Here is a 24,689-nt window from a genome sequence, read left to right on the forward strand (position 1 = left end):
AACCCTCGCCGTCAGGCGATCACGCCGTGGCAATGCTTGAATTTCTTGCCCGAGCCGCAGGGGCAGGGCTCGTTGCGGCCGATGCGGCCCCAGGTTGCGGAATCGTTGGGATCGCGGGCCGGCGCCAGCGAGGCTTCCGCCGAACCGAGCGCGCGCGGCGTGAAGTCTCCGGAGGCGATGCGCGCGTTGATCTGGGCCAGCGCCAACTCGTCCTCCCCGGTCAGCGGATCGACATGGGAGGCATGCATGGGCGGCAATTGCGGATCGGCGGGACGCTCGTGCGCCACTTCGACCCGCATCAACTGCGCCGTCACGACCTCGCGCAGGCGGGTGATCAGAGCGTCGAACAGCTCGAAAGCCTCGGATTTATATTCATTGAGCGGGTCGCGCTGCGCCATGCCGCGCCAGCCGATGACCTGGCGCAGGTGATCGAGCACGACCAGATGTTCGCGCCACAGATGATCGAGCGTCTGCAGCAGCACCTGCTTCTCGATGTAGCGGGTAATGTCCGGCGAATTGGCCTGTTCGCGCGCCGCATAGGCTTCGTCGGACATTTTTTCCAGCCGTTCGCGCAATTCCTCGTCGGCTATGCCCTCTTCCTTGGCCCAGTCGGCCAGTGGCAGGTCCATGTTGAGCTGCGCCTTGACCTGTTCCGAAAGGCCGGCGATGTCCCAGGCTTCGGGATAGGCGTCGTGGGGCACGTGGGCCGCGACCAGATCCTCGACCACGCCATGGCGCATCTCGCGAATGGTCTCTTCGAGCGATTCCTGCGCCATCATGTCGCGGCGCTGCTCGAACACCACCTTGCGCTGGTCGTTCATCACATTGTCGAATTTGAGCACGTTCTTGCGCATGTCGAAATTGCGCGCTTCCACCTTCTGCTGCGCCTTTTCCAGCGCCTTGTTGATCCAGGGATGGATGATCGCCTCGCCTTCCTGCAAGCCGAGTTTGCGCAGCATGGCGTCCATGCGCTCGGAGCCGAAAATGCGCATCAGATCGTCTTGCAGCGACAGGAAAAATTTCGACTTGCCCGGATCGCCCTGGCGTCCCGCGCGTCCGCGCAGCTGGTTGTCGATGCGGCGGCTCTCGTGGCGCTCGGTGCCGATGATATAAAGGCCGCCGGCAGCGAGCGCCTTCTGCTTGAAATCGGCGATTTCCGCGCGAATGACCTGTTCCCGGGCGTCCTTGGCCTCGCCTTCCAGGCCCTGGCATTCCTGTTTCAGCCGCATGTCGAGGTTGCCGCCGAGCTGGATGTCGGTGCCGCGGCCAGCCATGTTGGTGGCGATGGTGATCGCCCCGGGCACGCCGGCTTCCGCAACGATATAGGCTTCCTGCTCGTGGAAGCGGGCGTTGAGCACGGCGAAATTCTTCGACGGCTTGCCCGAGCGGGCCGAGGCGTAGAGCTTGTCCAGCGCGCCGGGCGCGCCGAAATCGATCATCTTGTAGCCCTTGCTCTTCAGAAAATCGGCCAGCTGCTCGGATTTCTCGATCGATGTGGTGCCGACCAGCAAGGGCTGGGCCTTGGCGTTGGCCGCCTCGATTTCAGTGACGATGGCGGCGAGTTTTTCGGTCCCGGTGCGATAGACCTCGTCGTCGGAATCGATACGCACGATCGGCATGTTGGTGGGAATTTCGACGACGTCGAGCTTGTAGATTTCGGCGAATTCCTCGGATTCGGTCGAAGCCGTGCCGGTCATTCCCGCCAGCTTCTTGTAAAGGCGGAAATAATTCTGGAAGGTGATTGAGGCCAGCGTCACGTTTTCCGGCTGCACCTGCACGCCTTCCTTGGCCTCCAGCGCCTGATGCTGCCCTTCGGAATAGCGGCGGCCCGGCATCATCCGGCCGGTGAATTCGTCGATGATCACCACCTCATTGTCGCGGACGATGTAATCCTTGTCGCGCTGGAACAATTTATGGGCGCGCAACGCCTGGTTGACGTGGTGGACCAGCGTCACATTGGCGGCCTCGTAGAGCGAGCCGTCGGTCAACAGCCCGATTTCGCCGAGCAATTGCTCGATATGTTCGTTGCCGGCTTCGGTCAGGCTGCTGGTGCGCTGCTTCTCGTCGAGTTCGTAATCCGCCGCGACGAGCTTCGGGATCAGCTTGTCGATGGACTGATAGAGATCGGAGCGGTCGTCGGAAGGACCCGAAATGATCAGGGGCGTGCGCGCCTCGTCGATCAGGATGGAATCCACCTCATCGACGATGGCGAACACGTGGCCGCGCTGAACCATCTGGCTCAGCTCGTATTTCATGTTGTCGCGCAGGTAATCGAAGCCGAATTCGTTGTTGGTGCCATAGGTGATGTCGGCGGCATAGGCCCGCGCGCGCTCGGCATCGTCGAGGCCGTGGACGATGACCCCGACGCTCAGGCCCAGGAAATTATAGATGCGCCCCATGTTTTCGGAGTCGCGGCGGGCAAGATAATCGTTGACGGTGATAACGTGGACGCCCATGCCGGAAAGGGCGTTGAGATAGCAGGCGAGCGTCGCGACGAGGGTCTTGCCTTCGCCGGTGCGCATTTCGGCGATCGAGCCTTCGTTGAGCACCATGCCGCCGATCAGCTGCACGTCGAAGTGGCGCTGGCCGATGGCGCGCAGCGCCGCCTCGCGCACGGTGGCGAAGGCCGGGACCAGCAGGTCGTTCATCTTGGCGCCCGCCGCGAGCTGGGCGCGGAACGCATCGGTGCGGGCGCGCAGGGCCTCGTCGGAAAGCGCCGCGACCTCGGGCTCCAGCGCATTGATCGCCGCGACCCTCGGCCCATAGGTTTTCAAACGGCGTTCGTTGGCGGTGCCGAAGATTTTCTTAGCGAGGCTTCCCAACATTCCTAAAACCTTTCAGAGCGGCGCGACGACGCGGCGCGATCTGTTGAAAACACGCTCCCGACGCATTGGGCCGCGCCGACCCTATGTCGGGAGCTTTCGCGCCGGGGACAAGAGCGACGACAAGACCCGGATGCCCTGTCCCCGCCTTTGTCCCGGTCACTGCTGTTCCAAGACTTAACAAAAAGCGGCGCAACGCTTTGAAAAATGCGCGCGAGGAATAGAAGCGGGGCGCGTCCTTGTCAACGCAAGGACGGATTCTGCAAGGACGGATTCGGCGGCTCCGGCATCCCCGTATCGCCGCCGCACAGAACGCCATCCGGCAGAGCGTTTCACGGCCTCGGCCGGGCTTCGACCGGTCGAAGCAAGGCCATCAACGATTCTTCGTCGGGTTGGAAGGCGGCGACGATCTGCTGCTGCGGCGCCCAAGCGCCGCACAGCGCGGCAATTTCGGCGGACAGGCAGAAATGGCGCAGACGCGGCGCGGCTTCGCGGCCCATCAGCGCCAGAGCGAGAGCCGCGCTGCGCGGCGAATAATGCAAGATAGCGTCGATTTCGCCGCACGCCAGCGCGGCGCGAAGGTTTTCCGGCCAGTACGGGACGGGCCGCGCCTCGTAGGTCTCGATGATTTCAACCCGCCAGCTGTTTTCGCGCAACCGCCGCTCCAGCAGGCCCTTGCGCTCGCGTCCGGCAAGGTAGAGCGCGGATTTTGGGCGGCCTTCCGCCAATAGAACGGTGGCGAGCGCCTCGCTGTCGGCGCCGACGGTCTGGACCTCGAACCCGCGCCGGCGCGCCGCCTCGGCGGTTTTCGCGCCAACGCAGGCGAGCGGCGACCCCGGCGCGCTTTCAGGCGCAATGCCCAGAAAAGCCTGGGCGCTGGACGCCAGCAGGAGGTCGAAGGGGCCGGCCGGGAGCCTCGCCCCGGTCGCCACGATTTCGAGCACCGGCGCCAGAACCGGAACGTGACCGAGGGCGACGAGTTTTTGTGCGGTTGGCGCCGCCTGTTCGGGCGGTCGCGTCACCAGCACGCGCATGACGATCAAAAGCTCAACAGATCGGGCGGCGCGGCGGCGAGGATTTGTCTCGCCGCCGTTTCGCCGAGCGTCGCGGCCTGATCGACCGGACCCTCGATGCGCGCGTCGAAAACCTCCGAGCCGTCCTTGCGCAGCACGATCCCGTAAAATTCGAGACGCGCGCCGGCGACCACGGCATGACCGGCGATAGGCGTACGGCACGAACCGTCGAGCACCCCAAGAAAGGCCCGCTCCGTCGCCAGCGCATGGCCGGTCTCGAGGTCGCAGATTTGCGCGAGGTCCGACAGGATCCGGGAATCCTCGCGGCGCGCGGTGATGGCGATGGCCCCTTGCCCGCAGGCCGGCGGAAACAGGTCGAGCGGCAGCAGCGAGGTCGCCTTGTCGGCGAGGCCGAGGCGCTTCAGTCCGGCGAGCGCCAACAGGGTCGCGGCGAATTCGCCGCTCTCCACTTTCCGCAGCCGCGTCTGCACATTGCCGCGCAACAGTTCGACCTGAAGATCGGGGCGCAGGCGGCGGAGCATCGCCTGACGTCGCAAAGACGCCGAGCCGACGCGCGCGCCCTGCGGCAGATCGTCCAAAGTTTTCGCCGCGCCGCCGATAAAGGCGTCGCGCACGTCCTCGCGCGGCAGATAGCCGGCGACGACCAGCCCCTCCGGCAGCAGCGTCGGCAAATCCTTGGCCGAATGCACCGCTATGTCGATCGCGCCTTCGAGCTGGGCCTGATCGAGTTCCTTGGTGAACAGGCCCTTGCCGCCGACCTCGCTCAAGGGGCGGTCCTGAATCAGGTCGCCGCTGGTCTTGATGACGATGATTTCGAAATGTTCTTCCGGCGCGCCATGGACCAGCGCCAGACGGCGGCGCGTCTCATGCGCCTGGGCCAGAGCCAGCGGACTGCCTCGCGTGCCAATTTTCAACCAGGGCGCCAATTTCGACTCCAAGCCATTTTGATTTGATCGGGAGCGGGACTATAGGGAAAAGCAGCCTGCGGCGAAAGCGGTTGGCGGGAATTTCGCCTCGACCGGGCCAAGGCCTTATTTTGGGCCTCCATGGAGCAGGAAATGCGAGCGGGTCTGCGGGTGTTGGGGCTGGAGAGCACGTGCGACGAAACCGCCGCCTCCGTGGTCGAAGCCGATTCGATGGGCCGCGGCCGGATTCTCTCCAACGCCGTGCTGAGCCAGATTGCCGAACATGCCGCCTATGGCGGCGTGGTGCCGGAAATCGCCGCCCGCGCCCATATCGAATCGCTCGACCGTCTGATCCGCCGCGCCCTCGCCGAGGCCAATTGCGCCATCGGCGATCTCGACGCGATCGCCGCCGCCGCCGGACCGGGGCTGATCGGCGGCGTCCTCGTCGGCCTGACCACCGGCAAGGCCATTGCGCTGGCGGCGGGCAAGCCCTTCGTCGCCGTCAATCATCTCGAAGGCCATGCGCTGACGCCGCGCCTGACCGACGGGATCGAATTTCCTTATTTGCTCTTGCTGGTCTCGGGCGGCCACAGCCAGCTGGTGGCGGTGAACGGCGTCGGCGATTATCGCCGGCTCGGCTCGACGGTGGACGACGCGCTCGGCGAGGCTTTCGACAAGGCCGCCAAATTGCTCGGCCTGCCTTATCCGGGCGGGCCCCGCGTCGAACAGGCGGCCGCCGCCGGCGACCCCTCGCGTTTCGATTTCCCCCGCCCGATGGCCGGGCGAAAAAATCCCGATTTTTCGTTTTCCGGCCTAAAGACGGCGGTGCGGCTCGAAGCCGAGCGCATCGTGCCTCTGACCCAGACCGATGTCGCCGATCTCTGCGCCTCGTTCCAGGCGGCGGCGGTGGATACAATCGTCGATCGCTGCCGCGCCGCGCTGCGCCTGCTCGCCGACGCGCCGCAGCCGCCAAATGCGCTGGTCGCGGCGGGCGGCGTCGCCGCCAATGGCGCGATCCGCCGGGCGCTGGCGCGATTCTGCGCCGAAGCGGGACTGAAGCTGGCTTTGCCGCCGCCCGGCCTGTGCGCCGATAATGGCGCCATGATCGCCTGGGCCGGACTGGAGCGTTTCCGCGTCGGCCTTGTCGATGGCATGGATTTCGCCGCGCGGCCCCGCTGGCCGCTCGATTCGGACAAAGACCCCCGCTGGCGCGGCAAGGCCTGAGGTTTTATGCGCGCGCTCAAACTTCTCCTGCTTGTCGGCGCCTTGATCCTCGCGATCATGGGCCAGCGGACCTTCCTGCAAACGCGCGAGCCGCTGCTGGCCCCGGTGCGCATCGCCTATGGCCCGTCGCCGGGCTTCGCCGCGATCGATCCCGAATTGATCGGGCGGGCGAAAAACACCATCGACATGGCCGCCTATGTCCTGAGCGACCAGAGGGTCATCGAGGCCTTGTCGCGGGCGGCGAGCCGGGGGGTGAAGGTGCGCCTCTATTTCGACCCCGAACAGTTTCGCCGCATCGGCGGAATCAACGACTCCGTTTCGGCGCTGGCGCTCCAGCCCAATGTCGCCGGCAAGATCAAGGCCGAACAAAACGACCTGATGCATATCAAGGCCTACGCGGTGGACGGACGCTGGCTGCGCACGGGCTCGACCAATTTTTCCTGGTCCGGCGAGACGCGGCAGGACAATGACATCGTCGTCATCGACAGCCCCGAGGCGGCGGGTGATTTCACCCGCTATTTCGAAAAGCTGTGGGCGCGGCGCGACAACCGGGAGGCCGCCCGATGAGCGGCAAGGGGACGCTCGCCGTGCTCGGGGCCGGCGCCTGGGGCACGGCTCTGGCCAATATGGCTGCGGTTTCGCACGCCCGGGTCTGGCTTTGGGGGCATGACCGCGACCATGTCGAGGCCATGCGGGAAACCCGGCGCAACGACCGCCGGCTGCCGGGTTTCGCGCTCGCCGCCGAAGTCGAACCCGTCGCCGACATCGCCTGCGTCGCCGGCGCCGATCACGTGCTGGCGGCGGTTCCCGCGCAAAGCTTCCGCGAGACGGCGATGCTGTTGCGCGGCCATGTGCGGCCCACATCGGCGGTGGTCAGTTGCGCCAAGGGCATGGAAAGGGAGACCGGCCTCTATATGCGCGAAATTCTTGCGCAGGTCCTGCCGGGCCAGCCCGCCGCCGCGCTTTCGGGTCCGAGCTTCGCCGTCGATCTGGCGCGCGGCCTGCCGACAGCGGTGACGCTCGCAGCGGAAAGCATGGAGCTTGCCGAATATCTCTGCAAAAAACTCGCCGCGCCGAACTTTCGGCTCTATCGGTCGAACGATCTCATCGGCGTCGAGATCGGCGGCGCGGCGAAAAATGTGCTGGCGATCGCTTGCGGCGTCGCGCGGGGGCGCGAACTGGGCGCCAGCGCCCACGCCGCCTTGCTGGCGCGCGGTTTCGCCGAATTGATGCGTTTCTCCGCAGCGCAGGGCGCGCGGCCGAACACGATCATGGGCCTGTCCGGACTGGGCGATCTGGCCCTGACCTGCTCGTCGCCGCAATCGCGCAATTATTCGCTTGGCTTTGCGCTTGGGCGCGGCGAAGAACCCCAGGCCGCCGGTCACGGCAAATTGACGGAAGGGGCCTGGACGGCGCCGATTCTGACGCAAAAGGCCAAGGCGCTTGGGACCGAAATGCCGATCGCCGAGGCGGTGACGGCGATTCTGGCGGGCCGCATCGAGGTCGGCGCGGCCATCGAAGCCCTCATGAGCCGACCCTTCAAGGCCGAGGGCTGAGCGGCTCGCTTCTTTAATGAACGGCGCGCCTTTTCCAAAGCGCGCCGCCTTAAAATCACTTCTTGGCGAGCAGGTCGGCGGGAACCTTGCCGCCATTGGCCGCGACCAGGGCGATGACCTTTTCGTGCAGCCAGATGTTCATTTTGGCCGAATCGCTGCCGTCGCCGTCATATTTGAGCTCGGCGGCCAGCGCCTTGCGGTTGGCGAGGCTGGAGTCGATGCCGAGAACCTTGAGCAGATCGACGATGGAGACGCGCCAGTCGAGGACTTCCGGGTTCTTCTCGTTGAGTTCGTCGAGAACGGCGGCAATATCTACCTTCGCGGCGGCATCCGCCGGAACGCCGGCGACGGCTTCGTGCGACCCGGCGGGCGCTCCGCCGGCGGGGGCGGCGGCGGCGGGTTTGGAGCCGAAAATTTTTGACAGAATGGAGCCGAAGATGCTCATGAATCCTACCCTTTATCCAGTTGTATCGTGGGCCTCCGGCGGCGCGGGGACGGCGGAAGCGCCAGTAAGCTAAGGCCTCGATGCGACGTTTACAATACGAAAACAGTCCGCAACCTTCCCTGAAAGGTTGAACTCGCGCCGCCTGCCGCGCCATACTCCGCCGGCGCGAGGAGCGGGCGTCCGGTCCGATCCGCAACAAATGTCAGGAAGACCCAGATGTATTTTGTCGTATTGTGCCTGGACAAGCCGGAATCCCTGGGGATCAGGATGGAAAACCGCGCCGCCCATCTCGCCTATCTCGCCGCCAACGCCGCCAATGTGAAGCTCGGTGGCCCCTTTCTCGATTCGTCGGGCCAGATGTGCGGCTCGATGTTGCTCTTTTCCTGTCCCGACGAGGCGGCGGCCCGCGCCTTGCTCGCCAGCGATCCTTTTCTCAAGGCCGGCCTGTTCGAATCGGTGGAGTTGCGGCCCTTCCGTCCCTCGGTCGGCGTGTCGCTGGAATGAGCGCGGACAGGCATTACTGGCTCGTCAAGAGCGAGCCCGCCGCCTGGTCCTGGGAGCAGATGGTCGCCGCCGGCGCCAAGGGAACCGGCTGGACCGGGGTGCGCAACCATCTAGCCAAACAGCAGATGATGGCGATGAAAAAGGGCGACCTCGCGTTTTTCTACCATTCCAACATCGGCAAGGAAGTGGTCGGGATCGTCGAGGTGATCGCCGCCTATCATCCCGACCCGACCGATCCGACCGGCAAGTTCGGGATGGTGGACGTTCGCGCGGTCGAACCGCTCAAGCGGCCGGTGACGCTCGAACAGATCAAGGCCGATCCGCGTTTCGTCGACATGGCGCTGGTGAAACTCACCCGACTGTCGGTGCAGCCGGTGTTGCCCGAACATTGGCGGGCGATTCGGGCGCTGGGCGGCCTATAAATCCTCGGGATCGAACGCGCCGGGCAACGGCAGGCCATTGGCCACGCCGGCGAGCCAGCGGCGCAGGGCGCGTTCGCGCTTCGGCTTCATGCCGTCGATCAGTCTCGCGCCCGCGGCCTCGACCCTTTCGCGGCCCATGCGCAAAACGCTTTCGCCCTGCGGCGTCAAAGCCAGCGGCCGCGCCCGCGACAGAGCCGGCGCCGGGCCCGCTTCCTCCCGCGCGAGGCCGGCGCGGCGCAGATTGGCGACGATCAGGCTGACGGTCTGCGGCGTCAATCTGGCCCGCCGCGCGAGATCGGCGGCAAGAATTCCGGGATTGGCGCCGATCTGGGTCATCGCCGCCAGCTGCGGCGGGGTAACGCCGAGATCGGCGAGCAGACGTTCTTCCGCCAGTCGCTGCGCGCCGGCCGCCTGGCGCAGCAAGGCGGCGATGGCGCCGTTTTCGCCGGGCAGGTCGAGCGGACGGGGGCGCTTTCGAGCAGATTCGGTGATGGAGGGTTGATCCGGCGGCCGCGTCTTGTTCATTTCATCCCTCCAAGGACGCCAGAGAGTCGGGCTTGAAAACGGGCGCGGCGTTTGCCAAAAGGCGCGACGTTTGCAAAAAGCCCGCTGACAGTGTTGTGATGCTATGCGCGCAAAAGCGCCGCCGCAAGGCGTTGGCGTCCGCAAATTCCCGGGCCTTCCGCAATGGCTCCAAAACGCCTCGGCTTCAATCCGGAAGACCATGATGGACCATTCCCGCCGCTCGATCGCCGACCGATACGCCAGTCTCGCAGCCCATGGCCGCATCGAACGCGACCCGCGCCAGGAGGCGATCGTCGAAAAACTCGACGCCTTGAACGCGGCGATCGCCGAATCGCTGCTGGCCAAGAAGTCGAGCGCGCTCGGCTGGATGTTCGGCGGCCGCGGCAAGGCGGCGGCGCCGTCGAAGGGCCTTTACATCTGGGGCTCGGTCGGACGCGGCAAGACCATGCTGATGGACCTGTTCTTCGACGCGGCCGAGGTCGAGCCGAAGCGGCGGGTGCATTTCCACGCCTTCATGGCGGACGCCCATCGCCGCATTTTCGCCTGGCGGCAAAAGAAAAAGGCCGGGCAAGTCAAGGGCGACGATCCGATCGCGCCGGTCGCCGAGGACCTGGCGAAAGAGGCCAGCCTGTTGTGCTTCGACGAATTCGCCGTCACCGACATCGCCGACGCGATGATGCTCGCCCGGCTGTTCCAGGCCTTGTGGGAGAGGAAAGTCGTCGTCGTCGCCACGTCCAATGTCGATCCCGCCGATCTCTATAAGGATGGACTCAACCGCGCCTTGTTCCTGCCGTTCATCGCCTTGATCGGCCGGAACATGGAAGTGCTGAAGCTCGATGCGCGCACCGATTACCGCCTCGAAAAGCTTGGCGGCGCGCCCGTCTACCATACGCCCGCCGACGCCGACGCCGACGCCGCGCTCACCAAAGCCTTTCTGGCGCTTACCGGCGTCGAAAAGGGGCCGCCCATGGCTCTGCCGCTGCTGGGGCGGGAAATTCATGTGCCGCAGGCGGCCAGTCATGTCGCGCGCTTCGATTACGCCGACCTGTGCAAAAAGCCGCTCGGTTCGGCGGATTTTCTGGCGATAGCCGAAAATTTTCACACCCTGATCGTCGATCGCATTCCGGTGATCAAGGCGGAAGAGCGCAACGAAGCCAAGCGCTTCATCAATCTGATCGACGCGCTCTACGACCAAAAAGTGAAGCTGCTCGCCTCGGCCGAGGCCGAACCCGACGATCTCTACAAGGCGGCGCAGGGGCGCGAGGCGTTCGAGTTCGCCCGCACCGCCTCGCGGCTCACCGAAATGCGCTCGCGGGAATATATGGCGCTGCCGCATGGCCTGGGCGACGTCGTCAGCGGCGAGGTCACCGGTCTGGTCGAAACATGAGCGAACCTTCGACGGCGCGCTCCGGCGAACTCGCCGCCGACCAGAGAATCCTCGAACTCGCGGGCGATCATCTGCGCCGCTTCGGCCCCAGGCGCAGCACCATTGTCGGCATCGCCGAGGCGGCGGGAATGTCCCATGCCAATGTCTACCGTTATTTTCCCTCCAAACAGGCTTTGTTCGAAGCCGTCACCGCGCTCTGGCTCAAGCCGCTCGAAGCCCAGTTGCGGCTCATCGTCGAAGGCCAGGACCCGGCCTATGACAAGCTGGAGCGGGCGCTCGCGGCGTTGCAGCGCGCCTATCGCGAAAAACTGGACCGCGATCCGATCCTGTTCCGGCTGTTGTGCGAGGCGATCGAAAACGGCCATGGAGTGGCGCGCAGGCATCGCAACCGGGTGCAGAACGAAATCCAGGCGATCGTCGAGGAGGGCATCGGCTCCGGGTCGTTTCGGATGAACGACCGCCGCCGTGCCATGGCGCTGGTTTTCGATCTGGCGCATCGGTTCATCCAGCCGGTGTCGATCGCGCTGGACAAAAATGTTTCCGCTGCGGAACTCGAGTTCCGCGCCAGCCGCGTCATTACGGTGATCCAGAGAAGCCTGACATTCGGCGATCCGGATTTTGATATCTGACATTTTTTGTAAACTGTCACCGGCCGGCGCGTCCGCCCTGAGGTTGCCCTGGCGGGGGCGCTATTTTGGCCTATCTTATTGTTTTAAAGGGCATTAAACCTTCGCCTCGGCCGCTGGATGCGCCGTCGGAGCGCCAAACGCCGGAGACCTTAGTCTTTATCCCGACTTGAAAGCGCGGAAACTTCAAGGCAAAAGGCCGTCGCATCTCCGCCGCCCGCGGAAAAGCCCGCCGCAAGGCCAGCGATATCGAGACCCGAGGCAGACCAACAGCCAGGACTGAAGGCTGACGTCAAAAAAGGACGAACAACCCATGGCGCGTAACAAGATTGCACTGATCGGAGCCGGCCAGATCGGCGGCACGCTGGCTCACCTCGCAGGCCTCAAGGAACTGGGCGACATCGTTCTGTTCGATATTGCCGAAGGCACCCCGCAGGGCAAGGCGCTCGATCTCGCCGAATCTTCCCCCGTCGACGGTTTCGACGCCAATCTGTCCGGCGCCAACAGCTATGAGCAGATCGCCGGGGCCGACGTCATCATCGTCACCGCCGGCGTGCCGCGCAAACCGGGCATGAGCCGCGACGACCTGCTCGGCATCAACCTCAAGGTCATGGACTCGGTCGGCGCCGGCATCCGGCAACATGCGCCAAACGCTTTCGTCATCTGCATCACCAACCCGCTCGACGCCATGGTGTGGGCGCTGCAAAAAACGTCCGGCCTGCCGCACAACAAGGTCGTCGGCATGGCCGGCGTGCTCGACTCCGCCCGCTTCCGCTACTTCCTCTCCGAAGCCACCGGCGTTTCGGTCAAGGATATCCACGCGATGACGCTCGGCGGCCACGGCGACGACATGGTGCCGCTCGTGCGCTATTCGACCGTCGGCGGGGTTCCGCTGCCCGAACTGGTGAAGTCCGGTTGGCTGACCCAGGAAAAACTCGACGCCATTGTCGACCGCACCCGCAAGGGCGGCGGCGAAATCGTCGCCCTGCTCAAGACCGGCTCGGCCTTTTACGCCCCGGCGGCCTCCGCCATCGCCATGGCCGAATCCTATCTCAAGGACCAGAAGCGCGTGTTGCCCGTCGCCGCCTACCTCAATGGCGAATATGGCGTAAAGGACACTTATGTCGGCGTTCCCGCCCTGATCGGCGCCAATGGCGTCGAGAAGATCGTTGAAGTCGAATTCGACGCGACCGAAAAGGCGCAGTTCGACAAGTCGAACGCCTCCGTCCAGGGCCTGATCGAGGCCTGCAAGAAAATCAACCCGGCTCTGGCCTGAACCGGGCTCGCTCATATCAAGAGGATAGCAAATGAATATTCATGAGTATCAGGCGAAAGCCGTTCTCAAGGAGTACGGGGCGCCGGTGTCGCGAGGCGTTCCGGTCCTGAAAGTCGAGGACGCCGAAGCCGCCGCCAGGGAACTCGGCGGTCCGCTCTGGGTCGTCAAGTCGCAGATTCACGCGGGCGGCCGCGGCAAGGGCAAGTTCAAGGAAGCCGCCGCCGGCGAAAAGGGCGGAGTCCGCCTCGCCAAGTCGATCGACGAGGTCAAGCAATATGTCAAGGAAATGCTTGGCAATACGCTGGTCACCGTCCAGACCGGCCCGGCCGGCAAGCAAGTCAACCGCATCTATATCGAGGACGGCTCCGACATCGAGAAGGAATTCTACCTCTCGGCCCTGGTCGATCGCGTGACCTCGCGCGTCGCCTTCGTCGTCTCCACCGAAGGCGGCATGAACATCGAGGAAGTCGCGCATGCGACGCCCGAAAAGATCATCTCCTTCTCGATCGACCCGGCCACCGGCGTCATGCCGCATCATGGCCGCACCGTCGCCAAGGCTCTCGGCCTGACCGGCGACCTCGCCAAACAGGCGGGCGTGCTGCTCGGCCAGCTTTACGCCGCCTTCGTCGGCAAGGACATGTCGATGCTGGAGATCAATCCGCTGATCGTCTCCACGCAAGGCCAGTTGAAGTGCCTCGACGCGAAAGTATCCTTCGATTCCAATGCGCTCTATCGCCACCCGGACATTTTCGCGCTCCGCGACGAGACCGAGGAAGACGCCAAGGAAATCGAAGCGTCGAAACACGATCTGTCCTACATCACGCTCGACGGCGCGATCGGCTGCATGGTCAATGGCGCCGGCCTCGCCATGGCGACCATGGACATCATCAAGCTTTATGGCATGGAGCCCGCCAACTTCCTCGACGTCGGCGGCGGCGCCACCAAGGAGAAGGTCGCGGCGGCATTCAAGATCATCACCGCCGATCCGAAAGTCAAAGGCATTCTGGTCAATATTTTCGGCGGCATCATGCGCTGCGACGTCATCGCCGAGGGCGTGATCGCGGCGGTGAAGGAAGTCGGCCTGCAGGTTCCGCTGGTCGTGCGCCTGGAAGGCACCAATGTCGAAATCGGCAAGAAATACATTCGGGAATCGGGTCTCAACGTCATTTCGGCGGACGATCTCGACGATGCCGCGCAGAAAATCGTCAAGGCCGTGAAGGAGTCCGCCTGATGTCCATCCTGATCGACAGCAATACCAAGATCATCACCCAGGGGTTCACCGGCAAGAACGGCACCTTCCATTCCGAGCAGGCGCTGGCCTTTTTCGGCACCAAGATCGTCGGCGGCACCTCGCCGGGCAAGGGCGGCTCGACCCATATCGGCTTGCCGGTGTTCGACACCGTGGAGGAAGCCAAGCACGCCACCGGCGCCACCGCTTCGGTGATCTACGTGCCGCCGGCGGGCGCGGCCGACGCCATCTGCGAGGCGATCGACGCGGAAATTCCGTTGATCGTCGCGATCACCGAAGGCGTTCCGGTCCAGGACATGGTCAAGGTCAAGCGTTCGCTGTCCGGATCCAAGTCGCGCCTGATCGGCCCGAACTGCCCGGGCGTGATCACCGCCAACGCTTGCAAGATCGGCATCATGCCCGGCAATATTTTCAAGAAGGGCAATGTCGGCATCGTCTCGCGCTCCGGCACGCTGACCTATGAGGCCGTATTCCAGACCACGCAGGTCGGGCTCGGCCAGACCACGGCGGTCGGCATCGGCGGCGATCCGGTCAAGGGTACGGAATTCATCGACGTGCTCGAATTGTTCCTCGCCGACGACGAGACCCATTCGATCATCATGATCGGCGAAATCGGCGGTTCGGCGGAAGAAGACGCCGCGCAGTTCATCGCCGACGAGGCCAAACGGGGCCGCAGGAAGCCGATCGTCAGCTTCATCGCCGGCCGCACAGCCCCTCCGGGGCGCCGCATGGGCCATGCCGGCGCCATCATTTCCGGCGGCAAGGGCGGCGCGGAAGACAAGATCGCGGCGCTCGAGGCGGCGGGCATCCGCGTCTCGCCCTCGCCGGCGCGTCTCGGCTCGACGCTGATCGACCTTCTGAAAGGCTGACAAAACCGGCGCGGGCGTTTTTTCGCCCGCGCCGCTGCCCCAAGGCCCCTGCCGGCGCGTTAAACCATCGCGCCCATAGCGGGAAAAGCCGGACGCCGCGAGACAAAACGGCCGATGGCCGGCCGGGGACGGAAAGATTGGCGGCAGGCCGCCGTAACCCGTTGGCGTCTCGATTGAATCCGCCGCGGGCCGAGAGGAAAAAGCAATGGCGCGTCAAGACAGCAATGGAAGCAATGGCGGCGGTGGAGCGCAGCGTTCCCCCAAGAACGCCGCTTTGGCGGATTCGTCTTTCCTGTTTGGCGGCAATTCCGCCTATATCGAGCAGCTCCAGGCCGCCTATGAGACCAATCCGGCCGGGGTCGATCCCGAATGGCGCGAATTTTTCGCCGCCCTGAACGACGACAAGGCGGCGGTCGTCGCCAATGCAAGGGGCGCCTCATGGAAGAACGCCAGCTGGCCGATCCCGCAAGCTGGCGACCTGGTTTCGGCGCTCGACGGCCAATGGCCGGTCAATGAAAAAGCGCTGGCCGACAAAATCAAGGGCAAGGCCGCGGCCGCCAATGGCGGGTCGGAGATTTCCGTCGCCGAACTGCACCGCGCCACGCAGGACTCCGTGCGCGCCATCATGATGATCCGCGCCTATCGCATGCGCGGCCATCTTCACGCCAATCTCGATCCGCTCGGCCTCGATCCGCAGAAGGATCACGAGGAGTTGCATCCGTCGAGCTATGGCTTCACCCAGGCCGATTACGACCGCAAGATCTTCATCGATCACGTGCTCGGCATGGATTACGCCACCATTCCGGAAATGCTGGAGATTCTGCGCCGCACCTATTGCAGCACCATCGGCTGGGAATTCATGCATATTTCCGATCCAGCCGAAAAGGCCTGGATTCAGGAGCGCATCGAAGGCCCGCACAAGGAAATCGTCTTCACCAAGGAGGGCAAGCGCGCCATCCTGCAGAAACTGGTCGAGGCGGAAGGTTTCGAGAAATTCCTCGACGTCCGCTACACCGGCACCAAGCGTTTCGGCCTCGACGGCGGCGAATCGATGATCCCTGCGCTGGAACAGATCATCAAGCGCGGCGGCGCGCTCGGCGCGCGGGAAATCGTGCTCGGAATGGCCCATCGCGGCCGTCTCAATGTGCTCTGCCAGGTCATGGGCAAGCCGCACCGCGCGTTGTTCAACGAATTCAAGGGCGGCTCCTTCCTGCCCGAGACGGTGGAAGGCTCCGGCGACGTCAAATATCACCTCGGCGCCTCATCCGACCGCGAATTCGACCATAACAAGGTCCATCTTTCGCTCACCGCGAACCCCTCGCATCTCGAAATCGTCGATCCGGTCGTGCTGGGCAAGGTGCGCGCCAAACTCGACCAGAACATTGACCGTGCGCCCGACGACCGCCGCTCGGTCATGCCGCTGCTGATTCACGGCGACGCGGCCTTCGCCGGCCAGGGCGTGGTGGCGGAATGTTTCGGCCTCTCCGGCCTCAAGGGCCATCGCACCGGCGGTTCGATCCATTTCATCATCAACAACCAGATCGGTTTCACCACCTATCCGCGCTATTCGCGCTCCTCGCCCTATCCGTCCGACGTGGCCAAGACGGTCGAGGCGCCGATTCTCCATTGCAATGGCGACGACCCGGAAGCCGTGACCTTCTGCGCCAAGGTGGCGACGGAATTCCGGCAGAAATTCCAGAAGCCGGTGGTCATCGACATGTGGTGCTACCGCCGCTTCGGCCATAACGAGGGCGACGAGCCGTCCTTCACCCAGCCGCTGATGTACAAGAAGATTCGCGCCCACAAATCGACGCTCGACATCTATTCGGAAAAGCTGATCGGAGAAAACATCGTCACCCTCGGCGAAGTCGAAAAGATGAAGGCCGACTGGCGCAGCCGGCTCGACGCCGAATATGACGCCGGACCGGGCTACAAGCCCAACAAGGCCGACTGGCTCGAAGGCGTGTGGGCCACCCTCAAATCGGCCCCCAGCGCCGAGCAGGAAGAGGCGCGGCGCGGCAAGACCGCCATCGAGAAGACCAAGCTGATCGAACTTGGCGACAAGCTGTGCTCGGTTCCCGAGGGATTCCACCTCCACAAGACGATCCAGCGTTTCCTCGACAATCGCCGCAAGGCGATCGACACCGGCTTGGGCATCGACTGGGCGACTGCCGAGGCTTTGGCTTTCGGCTCGCTGGTTGACGAAGGCTATCGGGTCCGCCTGTCGGGCCAGGATTGCGAACGCGGCACGTTCTCGCAGCGCCATTCGGTGCTGATCGACCAGGAGAACGAAAGCCGCTATGTGCCGCTGAACCATATCCGCGCTGGCCAGGGCCATTACGAGGTCATCAATTCGATGCTTTCGGAAGAGGCGGTGCTTGGCTTCGAATATGGCTATTCGCTGGCCGAGCCCAACGCCCTCATCCTTTGGGAAGGCCAGTTCGGCGATTTCGCCAATGGCGCGCAGGTGTTGTTCGATCAGTTCATCTCTTCGGGCGAACGCAAATGGCTGCGCATGTCCGGCCTCGTCTGCTTGCTGCCGCATGGCTATGAAGGGCAGGGACCGGAACATTCCTCGGCGCGTCTCGAACGCTTCCTGCAAATGTGCGCCGAAGACAATATGCAGGTCGCCAATTGCTCGACGCCGGCCAATTATTTCCACATCCTGCGCCGGCAACTCAAGCGCGACATCCGCAAGCCGCTGATCCTGATGACCCCGAAATCGCTGCTGCGCCACAAGCGCGTGGTTTCGACGCTCGAGGAATTTTCGGGTGAGGGCCACTTCCGCCGGCTGCTTTCCGATCACGCCGAGACCGACGCCAACGAAGCGATCAAGCTGGTCAAGGACGACAAGATCCGCCGGGTGATCCTGTGCACCGGCAAGGTCTATTACGATCTCTACGAGGACCGCGAGAAGCGCGGCGTCGACGATGTCTATCTGCTACGCGTCGAGCAGCTCTATCCGCTGCCGCTCAAGGCGATGGTCAACCGTCTTTCGCGCTTCAAGAAAGCCGAAGTCGTATGGTGCCAGGAGGAGCCAAAGAACATGGGCGCCTGGAGCTTCGTCGAGCCCTATCTCGAATGGGTGCTCGCCCAGGTCGGCGGCAAGAGCAAGCGCGCGCGCTATGTCGGGCGTCCCGCCTCGGCGGCGACGGCGGCGGGCGCGGCGCCGCGCCATCTCGCCCAGTTGCAGGCTTTCCTTGACGACGCCTTCGCACTTTAGGAAATCCGATCCATCCGCGACTCCGCAGCGCCGCGCGACCCGTCGGAGTCCCATCTCTCTTCTCCTGTTGAGCCGCGTCGGCGGCGGAAGTGAACTCCATGGCCACAGAAATCCGCGTTCCCACCCTTGGCGAGTCCGTCTCCGAAGCGACCATCGGCCGCTGGTTCAAGAAGCCCGGCGACGCCGTGAAGGCCGATGAGCCCTTGCTCGAACTTGAAACCGACAAGGTGACGCTCGAAGTCAATGCGCCGGTCGCCGGCGTGCTGGCGGAAATCGTCGCCAAGGACGGCGATACCGTCGAACCCGGCGCGCTGCTTGGCCAGATCGCCGAGGGCGCCGGCGCCGATGCGGTCGCCGCTCCCGCTCCAGCAGCCGCGGCTCCTGCTCCTGCTCCGGCCGCTGCTCCAGTGGCCGCCGGGGCCGGCGCGCCGCCGTCGCCCGCCGCCGCCAAGAACGCCGCCGACCGCGGCATCGCGGTGCAGGACGTCGCCGGCTCCGGCAAGCGCGGGCAGGTGCTCAAAGGCGACGTCATCGCCTTCGCGGCCGCTCCCCCTGCCGCCGCCGCGCCCGCCCCGGTCGCCGTCCGCGCGCCCTCCCGCCCCGACGATACGGCGCGCGAAGAGCGGGTGAAAATGACCAAGCTGCGCCAGACCATCGCCCGCCGCCTCAAGGAAGCGCAAAATACCGCCGCCATGCTGACAACCTTCAACGAGGTCGATATGGCGCCGCTGATGGCCCTGCGCAGCCATTACAAGGACCTTTTCGAGAAGAAGCACGGCGTCAAGCTCGGCTTCATGGGCTTTTTCGTCAAGGCCGTGACCCACGCGCTGAGGGAGATCCCGGCGGTCAACGCCGAGATCGACGGCGCCGACCTGATCTACAAGAATTTCTGCCATATCGGCGTCGCCGTCGGCACCGAAAAGGGTCTGGTCGTGCCGGTGGTGCGCGACGCCGAAACCCTGTCCATCGCCGGGATCGAAAAGACCATCGCGGGATTTGGCAAGCGCGCCCGCGACGGCCAGCTGACGATCGAGGACATGCAGGGCGGCACCTTCACCATCTCGAATGGCGGCGTCTATGGTTCGCTGATGTCCACGCCCATCCTGAACGCCCCGCAATCGGGCATTCTGGGCATGCACAAGATCCAGGACCGCCCGGTGGTCGTCGCCGGCAAGATCGAAATCCGTCCGATGATGTATCTGGCTCTGTCCTACGATCACCGCGTCGTCGACGGCAAGGAGGCGGTCACCTTCCTCGTGCGCGTCAAGGAAGCGCTGGAAGACCCGGCGCGCCTCGTCCTCGACCTTTGAGCCCGCTCCATGCCCGGCCCGTCCGGGCGTGGTTGTTTTTTCGCGGAGAATCCAATGTCCTATGATCTTGTCGTCATCGGCTCCGGCCCGGGCGGTTATGTCTGCGCCATTCGCGCCGCCCAGCTCGGGCTCAAGACCGCCATTGTCGAAAAGCGCCAGACATTTGGTGGAACCTGCCTCAATATCGGCTGCATTCCCTCCAAGGCGCTGCTTTATGCTTCCGAAGTCTACGAGGAAGTCGCCCATGGGCTAGGCCCGCTCGGCGTCGTCGTCGGCAAGCCCAAGCTCGACCTTCCCGCGATGATGAAGCACAAGGACGAGACCGTCGGCGCCAATGTCCAGGGCGTGGCCTTCCTGCTCAAGAAGAACAAGGTCGATACCTTCTTCGGCGCCGGTTCGATCCCCGCCGCCGGCAAGGTCGAAGTGACCGCCGGGGACGGCGCGAAACAGGTTCTTGAAACCAGAAACATCGTCATCGCCACCGGCTCGGAAGTGACGCCGCTGCCGGGCGTGACCATTGACGAAAAAATCGTCGTCTCCTCGACTGGCGCGCTGGAACTGGGAAAAGTTCCAGCCAGATTGATCGTCGTCGGCGCCGGCGTTATCGGACTTGAACTGGGCTCCGTCTGGCGGCGCCTCGGCGCCGAAGTCACGGTGGTCGAATATCTCGACCGCATCCTGCCCGGCATGGATGTCGAAACCGTCAAGCAGTTCCAGCGGCTGCTGGAAAAGCAGGGCTTCAAATTCCTGCTCGGTTCGAAAGTCACCAAGGTCGAAACCACGAAGAGCGCGGCCAAGGTGACGGTGGAGCCGGCCGCGGGCGGCGAAGCCCGGACGCTCGACGCCGACGTCGTGCTGGTCGCCATCGGCCGTCGTCCCTATACGCAAGGACTCGGCCTGGAGGCGCTGGGCGTGGCGCTGGAGCGCGGCCAGATCGTCATCGACGCGCAATTCGCCTCCAGCCTTCCCGGCGTCTACGCCATAGGCGATGCGGTGCGCGGACCGATGCTGGCGCACAAGGCCGAGGACGAAGGCGTCGCGGTGGCGGAAATTCTCGCCGGCCAGCATGGGCATGTGAATTACGACGTCATCCCCGGCGTGGTTTACACCAATCCGGAAATCGCCTCTGTCGGCCTGACCGAGGAAGAGCTCAAGGCCAAGGGAATCGCCTACAAGAGCGGCAAGTTCCCGTTCACCGCCAATGGCCGCGCCCGGGCCACGCGCCATACCGACGGCTTCGTCAAGGTGCTGGCCGACGCCGCCACCGACCGCGTGCTCGGCGTTCACATCCTCGGCTTCGGCGCCGGCGAGTTGATCGGCGAAGCCTGCGTGCTGATGGAGTTCGGCGGATCGTCGGAAGATCTCGCCCGCACCTGCCATGCCCATCCGACTATGTCGGAAGCGGTCAAGGAAGCCGCTCTGGCGGTGGAAAAGCGCGCCATCCATATCTGAACGCCAATCGAATCTGAGCGCCAATCGAAGCTTCATTCGCCCATGCCAATGGAAAGCCCGGAAATTCCGGGCTTTCTCCGTTTCGCCAGACCGGACGCCCCCCGCGAAACGATTGCGGGACGGCGGCGCCGGGGCCTATCCTGCTCCGGTTGACGATTCTTGATCGATTTCCGGCCTCCGGATGGGAGAAGTCATGGTTCCGCCGGCCAACGCCGACAAGCCCCGGCCCGCGTCCCCATCGCAGTCCGCATCGAAGCCGCAAGCCCCGGCTTCGATGCGTTTCGCGCGGGGCCTTCGCGCGCTGATGCGCTCGAACGAACTGGCGCTGGTCGCCGCCGCCATGCTGGTTGGCCTCGTCGCCGCCGTCTGCGTCACCGCGATGACCGAGGCGGCGATCTTCATGCATGTGCTGATTTTCAACTTGCCGTTCGACGTGCGGCTCAGCGCCAGCGATCGCGTCGCCCCGGTGGCCGCCTTCGCCGCCTTGACGCTCGGAGGATTGAGCGTCGGCCTGATGGAAGCCTGGCGGATCGCCAGAAAAATTCCTGCTCCGGTCGATCCGGTCGAGGCCAATGCCTTGCGCGGCGGCCGGATGTCGCTGCGCGACAGTTTCGTCGTCGGGATGCAGACGCTGATCTCCAATTCCGTCGGCGCCTCGGTCGGCCTCGAAGCGGGTTTTGCCCAGATCGGCTCCGGCCTCGGCTCTTACCTCGGTCAGAAATTGCACCTGCGCCGAGGCGATTTGCGCCTGCTGGTGGGCGCGGGCGCCGCCGCCGCCATAGGCGGCGTGTTCGGCGCCCCTCTGACCGGCGCCTTCTACGCGTTCGAGATCATTCTCGGCGCCTATGCGATTTCCGCCGCGGGACCGATTTTCGCCGCCTCGATCGTCGGCGTGATCGCCACCCATGTTCTCGGCGGCGCCCCTTACCAGATCGCCACCGCTCCGGTCGGCGCAATGAGTCCCGCCGCCTGGCCGGCCCTGCTCGGGCTCACGGCCTGCGCCGTGGCGCTGGGCGTCGGCGCGATGCGCGCCGCCGGCGCCGCTGAACGCGCTTTCGAGGAGACCGCCGTTCCCGTCTGGGGCCGGCCGGTCATCGGCGGCCTGGCGGTGGCGACGCTGGCCATGTTCACGCCGCAGGTGCTTGGCGCCGGGCATGGAGCGCTCGCCTTGAACATTTCGACAAATTTCCCGTTGGCCGCGCTGGTCGCCTTTCTGGCGCTCAAGCTTGTCGCCTGCCTGATTTCGCTGGCCAGCGGTTTTCGCGGCGGCCTGTTCTTCGCCTCGCTGTTCATGGGCGCGACGCTTGGCAAGATTTACGGCATGATTGTGCTGGCGCTGTTTCCCGCTTTTGCGCCGGACCCTACGATCTGCATTCTCGCGGGCATGGCGACTTTCGGCGTGACGATCGTCGGCGGTCCCCTGACCATGTCTTTCCTGGTGCTCGAAAATACCGCCAATTTTTCGGTTACGGCGGGCGTGCTGGCGGCTTCCATCGCCGCGAGCCTCGCGGTCCGCGCTGCTTTCGGCTATTCCTTCTCGACGTGGCGGCTGCATTTGCGCGGCGAAAATATCCGCAGCGCCAATGACGTCGGCTGGATCGACGACCTCAAGGTCGGCCGGCTCATGCGGCCCGACCCGCCGAGCGCGCCCGACTGGCTCGATATCGACGATTTCTGTGAACGCTTTCCGCTCGGCTCGGGGGCCTGTGTCGTCCTGACCGACGATTCCGGCCGCTATGCGGGGATGGTCAATCTGGCCGAAGCGCATCTTCATGCGCGCAAATCCGAAGGCCGGGTGCGCGCTCTGGCGCGGCAGGGCGGCGTCTGGCTGACCGCCGACATGAACGCCAAGACCGCCATGGCTTTGTTCGACCGGGCGGAGGCGGACCAGCTCGCGGTCATCGATTCCGTGTCCGGCGCGCCGGTTGGGGTGTTGACCGAACCTTATCTTGCCCGCAGCTATGCCGAAAAAGCCGACGCTGCCGTGCGCAGCGCTTTCGGGATATGAATATATTGCTATTTGGCGCGCGGATGGGAGGCGAGATAGGCGTCGAACAGCCGCGCCTTGTCGATCGAGGTGTAGATTTGCGTCGTGGACAGGCTGGCGTGGCCGAGCAATTCCTGAATCGAGCGCAGATCGCCGCCGCGCCCCAGAAGATGGGTGGCGAAAGAGTGGCGCAAGGCGTGCGGCGTCGCCGAATCCGGCAGGCCGAGTGCGCCGCGCAAACGCTCCACCGTCAACTGGATGAGTCGCGGCGACAGCGGGCCGCCGCGCGCGCCAACGAACAAGGGTACGTTCGCCGCGAGCGCGAAGGGACAAAGATCCAGATAGGTTTCAATGGCTTTGCGCACGGGAAGGATCACCGGAACCGAGCGCGTCTTGCCGCCCTTGCCGACAATAGTCACGGAATCGACGGCGCCGACAGGCGCCTGGGCGCGGCGGATCGATAAGGCCTCGGAAATGCGCAGGCCCGCCCCGTAAAGCAGGCCGAGCGCCGCCGCGTCGCGGGCGGCGATCCAGGCCGGGCGCGTCTCGCCATCGTCCGATTCGCCGGCGGCAAGTTCCCGCGCCTTGGCCGCCGGCAGCGCCTTGGGCAGGACGCGCGGATTTTTCGGCGTGCGGACCTTGTCGAAAACCCCGACGCTCGCCAGCCCTTCGCGAGCGAGATAGCGGGCGAAAGACCTCAAGCCCGCCAATTGCCGCAACAGCGAGCGCGAACCCACTCCGGCTTCGCGCCGGCGCGCCATGAAGGCGCGCAGATCGTTCGGCTTCAAACCGCTCAGGGCTTTCAGGCCAACTGGCGCTTCGAGACGCTCGCCGAGAAAGAGGAGGAATTGGCGGAGGTCGCGCGCATAGGCGTCGAGCGTAAGCGGCGAAACGCGGCGCTCGCCTTCGAGCCGGCGCAGCCACAGGACCGCCGCCTGCGCCGTTTCGGCTTCGGCGCCGGGAAAGACGAGAACACCCGACCGGTGCGCCTTTTTCTCGGTTTCTGGCTTCATGACGCCAGGATAGAGACTTTCAAGTTTCGGTTGAATGAAAAAAGCGCCTCGGGGCTCACGGCTTTTTCACGTCCTTGGTCGCCTGGGCCCGGAATTCCTCAAGATGGCGCTCGATCTGATGCTCGGACTTGGCGACCCCGGCGGCGGCGAAGTCTTTGCGGACCCGATCCAGAATCCCCGACTGGAGATGCGCGATGATGTCGTTCGACACCAGACTCCGGGCATATTCCTCGGCGTCGGCGCCGCTTTTGCCGAGTTGCTGGGCGGCCCACAGCCCGAGCAGCTTGTTGGCGCGGGCGAGGGCCTTGAACTGCAGCTCCTCGTCATGCGCGAATTTGTTTTCGAAAGCTGCTTCGCGCCCGTTGAAAGTGGACATGATCAATTCCCTTCCTGCCTTATTCCCTGCTCTTGGGCTATTTTATCCCCGCTTATATATTCGTTCGATGGGCCTCTGCCTAGAAGGCGTCGCGCGCGAGCCATGTCGCAGCGATGGGTCTTTGGGCGAATAGGCGCGCTGTTGCAGCAGGGAGACGTCCTCTATTTGGCCACGAGGCCTCGCTGGCGCGTCCGATTCGTCCAAACGGCTTGTGCAAAGACGCGGAACGGGATAGGAACCTAAGGAAACGCGGCCTAATGGTTTCGATTCCGCGCGACGATTCCGCTAAAGAGCCGTTGTCGCCGATTGCGATCGGTCAGGACGTCAAATTCGCAGGAGGCCCGGAAGAGCCGGGGCATCCTTGGATTATCTCCCCGATCGGTTGACCCCAATGAACCGCCGCCGTCGCATCTACGAAGGCAAGGCCTAGGTCCTCTATGAGGGCCCCGAGCCTGGCACCCTGATTCAGCATTTGATGGACGAC

Annotated in this window: 21 protein-coding genes and 1 pseudogene; 15 read left to right on the forward strand and 7 right to left on the reverse strand. The window is 64.5% G+C overall.

Annotated features, from left to right (window positions below):
* Positions 1-11: 11 nt before the first annotated feature.
* The 3 genes from secA to hemC all read right to left on the reverse strand — a co-directional run bounded on the left by secA (position 12) and on the right by hemC (position 4,782).
* Positions 12-2,825 (reverse strand): preprotein translocase subunit SecA, encoded by a 2,814-nt coding sequence (gene secA / locus QZY01_RS19165; protein ID WP_294540377.1) that lies wholly within the window; start codon positions 2,823-2,825, stop codon positions 12-14.
* Positions 2,826-3,154: 329 nt separating this feature from the next.
* Entirely contained in the window at positions 3,155-3,856 is a 702-nt protein-coding gene (locus tag QZY01_RS19170; RefSeq protein WP_294540419.1) for a uroporphyrinogen-III synthase, read from the reverse strand.
* A gap of 5 nt (positions 3,857-3,861) precedes the next feature.
* On the reverse strand, positions 3,862-4,782 hold the full coding sequence (gene hemC, locus QZY01_RS19175) for a hydroxymethylbilane synthase (RefSeq protein WP_294540379.1): 921 nt from the start codon (positions 4,780-4,782) through the stop codon (positions 3,862-3,864).
* 144 nt (positions 4,783-4,926) lie between these two features.
* Between hemC and tsaD the strand changes: the two genes are divergently transcribed.
* From tsaD to QZY01_RS19190, 3 genes are read left to right on the forward strand one after another with little or no spacing between them, the layout of a single operon-like run.
* Complete coding sequence (tsaD, locus tag QZY01_RS19180; protein WP_294540421.1) at positions 4,927-5,985, forward strand: tRNA (adenosine(37)-N6)-threonylcarbamoyltransferase complex transferase subunit TsaD; 1,059 nt, start codon at positions 4,927-4,929, stop codon at positions 5,983-5,985.
* Positions 5,986-5,991: 6 nt separating this feature from the next.
* The gene (locus QZY01_RS19185) at positions 5,992-6,552 is read left to right on the forward strand and encodes a phospholipase D-like domain-containing protein (protein ID WP_294540381.1); all 561 of its coding nucleotides are present in this window, start codon (positions 5,992-5,994) and stop codon (positions 6,550-6,552) included.
* Entirely contained in the window at positions 6,549-7,541 is a 993-nt protein-coding gene (locus tag QZY01_RS19190) for an NAD(P)H-dependent glycerol-3-phosphate dehydrogenase (protein ID WP_294540383.1), read from the forward strand. Before QZY01_RS19185 ends, QZY01_RS19190 begins: the two co-directional genes overlap by 4 nt.
* Positions 7,542-7,596: 55 nt before the next feature.
* Here the strand turns inward: QZY01_RS19190 and QZY01_RS19195 are convergent, their stop codons facing one another.
* On the reverse strand, positions 7,597-7,986 hold the full coding sequence (locus QZY01_RS19195; RefSeq protein WP_294540385.1) for a DUF3597 domain-containing protein: 390 nt from the start codon (positions 7,984-7,986) through the stop codon (positions 7,597-7,599).
* 216 nt (positions 7,987-8,202) lie between these two features.
* On the opposite strand from QZY01_RS19195, the gene QZY01_RS19200 reads away from it, so the two are divergent.
* The gene (locus tag QZY01_RS19200) at positions 8,203-8,490 is read left to right on the forward strand and encodes a YciI family protein (protein WP_294540386.1); all 288 of its coding nucleotides are present in this window, start codon (positions 8,203-8,205) and stop codon (positions 8,488-8,490) included.
* Complete coding sequence (locus tag QZY01_RS19205) at positions 8,487-8,912, forward strand: EVE domain-containing protein (protein ID WP_294540387.1); 426 nt, start codon at positions 8,487-8,489, stop codon at positions 8,910-8,912. The genes QZY01_RS19200 and QZY01_RS19205 overlap by 4 nt, the downstream gene beginning before the upstream one ends.
* Here the strand turns inward: QZY01_RS19205 and QZY01_RS19210 are convergent.
* Positions 8,907-9,437, reverse strand: a complete 531-nt coding sequence (locus QZY01_RS19210; protein ID WP_294540389.1) for a MarR family winged helix-turn-helix transcriptional regulator — start codon at positions 9,435-9,437, stop codon at positions 8,907-8,909. The two genes, QZY01_RS19205 and QZY01_RS19210, sit on opposite strands and share 6 nt — an antisense overlap.
* 199 nt (positions 9,438-9,636) lie before the next feature.
* Here QZY01_RS19210 and zapE point away from each other — a divergent pair, with 199 nt between their 5' ends.
* From zapE to QZY01_RS19255, 9 genes are all read left to right on the forward strand, one after another.
* Entirely contained in the window at positions 9,637-10,824 is a 1,188-nt protein-coding gene (gene zapE / locus QZY01_RS19215; protein ID WP_294540391.1) for a cell division protein ZapE, read from the forward strand.
* A complete protein-coding gene (locus QZY01_RS19220; RefSeq protein WP_294540393.1) occupies positions 10,821-11,453 on the forward strand; it encodes a TetR/AcrR family transcriptional regulator in 633 nt (210 codons plus the stop codon). Before zapE ends, QZY01_RS19220 begins: the two co-directional genes overlap by 4 nt.
* Positions 11,454-11,763: 310 nt before the next feature.
* Positions 11,764-12,726, forward strand: coding sequence for a malate dehydrogenase (mdh, locus tag QZY01_RS19225; RefSeq protein WP_294540395.1), 963 nt, complete (start codon positions 11,764-11,766; stop codon positions 12,724-12,726).
* 31 nt (positions 12,727-12,757) lie between these two features.
* Positions 12,758-13,957 carry an ADP-forming succinate--CoA ligase subunit beta gene (sucC, locus tag QZY01_RS19230; RefSeq protein WP_294540397.1) on the forward strand — a complete coding sequence of 400 codons (1,200 nt, stop codon included), beginning with the start codon at positions 12,758-12,760 and terminating at the stop codon, positions 13,955-13,957.
* The gene (gene sucD / locus QZY01_RS19235) at positions 13,957-14,844 is read left to right on the forward strand and encodes a succinate--CoA ligase subunit alpha (protein ID WP_294540398.1); all 888 of its coding nucleotides are present in this window, start codon (positions 13,957-13,959) and stop codon (positions 14,842-14,844) included. The genes sucC and sucD overlap by 1 nt, the downstream gene beginning before the upstream one ends.
* A gap of 205 nt (positions 14,845-15,049) precedes the next feature.
* Complete coding sequence (locus QZY01_RS19240) at positions 15,050-18,067, forward strand: 2-oxoglutarate dehydrogenase E1 component (RefSeq protein WP_294540400.1); 3,018 nt, start codon at positions 15,050-15,052, stop codon at positions 18,065-18,067.
* A 98-nt stretch (positions 18,068-18,165) separates the two neighbouring features.
* Positions 18,166-19,377: a 2-oxoglutarate dehydrogenase complex dihydrolipoyllysine-residue succinyltransferase gene (gene odhB, locus QZY01_RS19245; RefSeq protein WP_294540402.1), complete on the forward strand. Its 1,212-nt coding sequence runs from the start codon at positions 18,166-18,168 to the stop codon at positions 19,375-19,377.
* A 54-nt stretch (positions 19,378-19,431) separates the two neighbouring features.
* A complete protein-coding gene (gene lpdA, locus QZY01_RS19250) occupies positions 19,432-20,829 on the forward strand; it encodes a dihydrolipoyl dehydrogenase (protein WP_294540404.1) in 1,398 nt (465 codons plus the stop codon).
* Positions 20,830-21,022: 193 nt separating this feature from the next.
* Positions 21,023-22,837, forward strand: coding sequence for a chloride channel protein (locus QZY01_RS19255; protein ID WP_342394915.1), 1,815 nt, complete (start codon positions 21,023-21,025; stop codon positions 22,835-22,837).
* An 8-nt stretch (positions 22,838-22,845) separates the two neighbouring features.
* On the opposite strand, the gene QZY01_RS19260 is transcribed toward QZY01_RS19255, so the two are convergent.
* Positions 22,846-23,829, reverse strand: coding sequence for a tyrosine recombinase XerC (locus tag QZY01_RS19260; RefSeq protein ID WP_294540405.1), 984 nt, complete (start codon positions 23,827-23,829; stop codon positions 22,846-22,848).
* A 55-nt stretch (positions 23,830-23,884) separates the two neighbouring features.
* Positions 23,885-24,205 (reverse strand): DUF1476 domain-containing protein, encoded by a 321-nt coding sequence (locus QZY01_RS19265; RefSeq protein ID WP_294540407.1) that lies wholly within the window; start codon positions 24,203-24,205, stop codon positions 23,885-23,887.
* 391 nt (positions 24,206-24,596) lie between these two features.
* On the opposite strand from QZY01_RS19265, the pseudogene QZY01_RS19270 reads away from it, so the two are divergent.
* A pseudogene (locus QZY01_RS19270) lies at positions 24,597-24,689 on the forward strand (phosphoribosylaminoimidazolesuccinocarboxamide synthase); the annotation flags it as partial.

Origin of the sequence: uncultured Rhodoblastus sp. (assembly GCF_903903185.1) — a bacterium.
Classification (GTDB): Bacteria; Pseudomonadota; Alphaproteobacteria; order Rhizobiales; family Beijerinckiaceae; genus Rhodoblastus.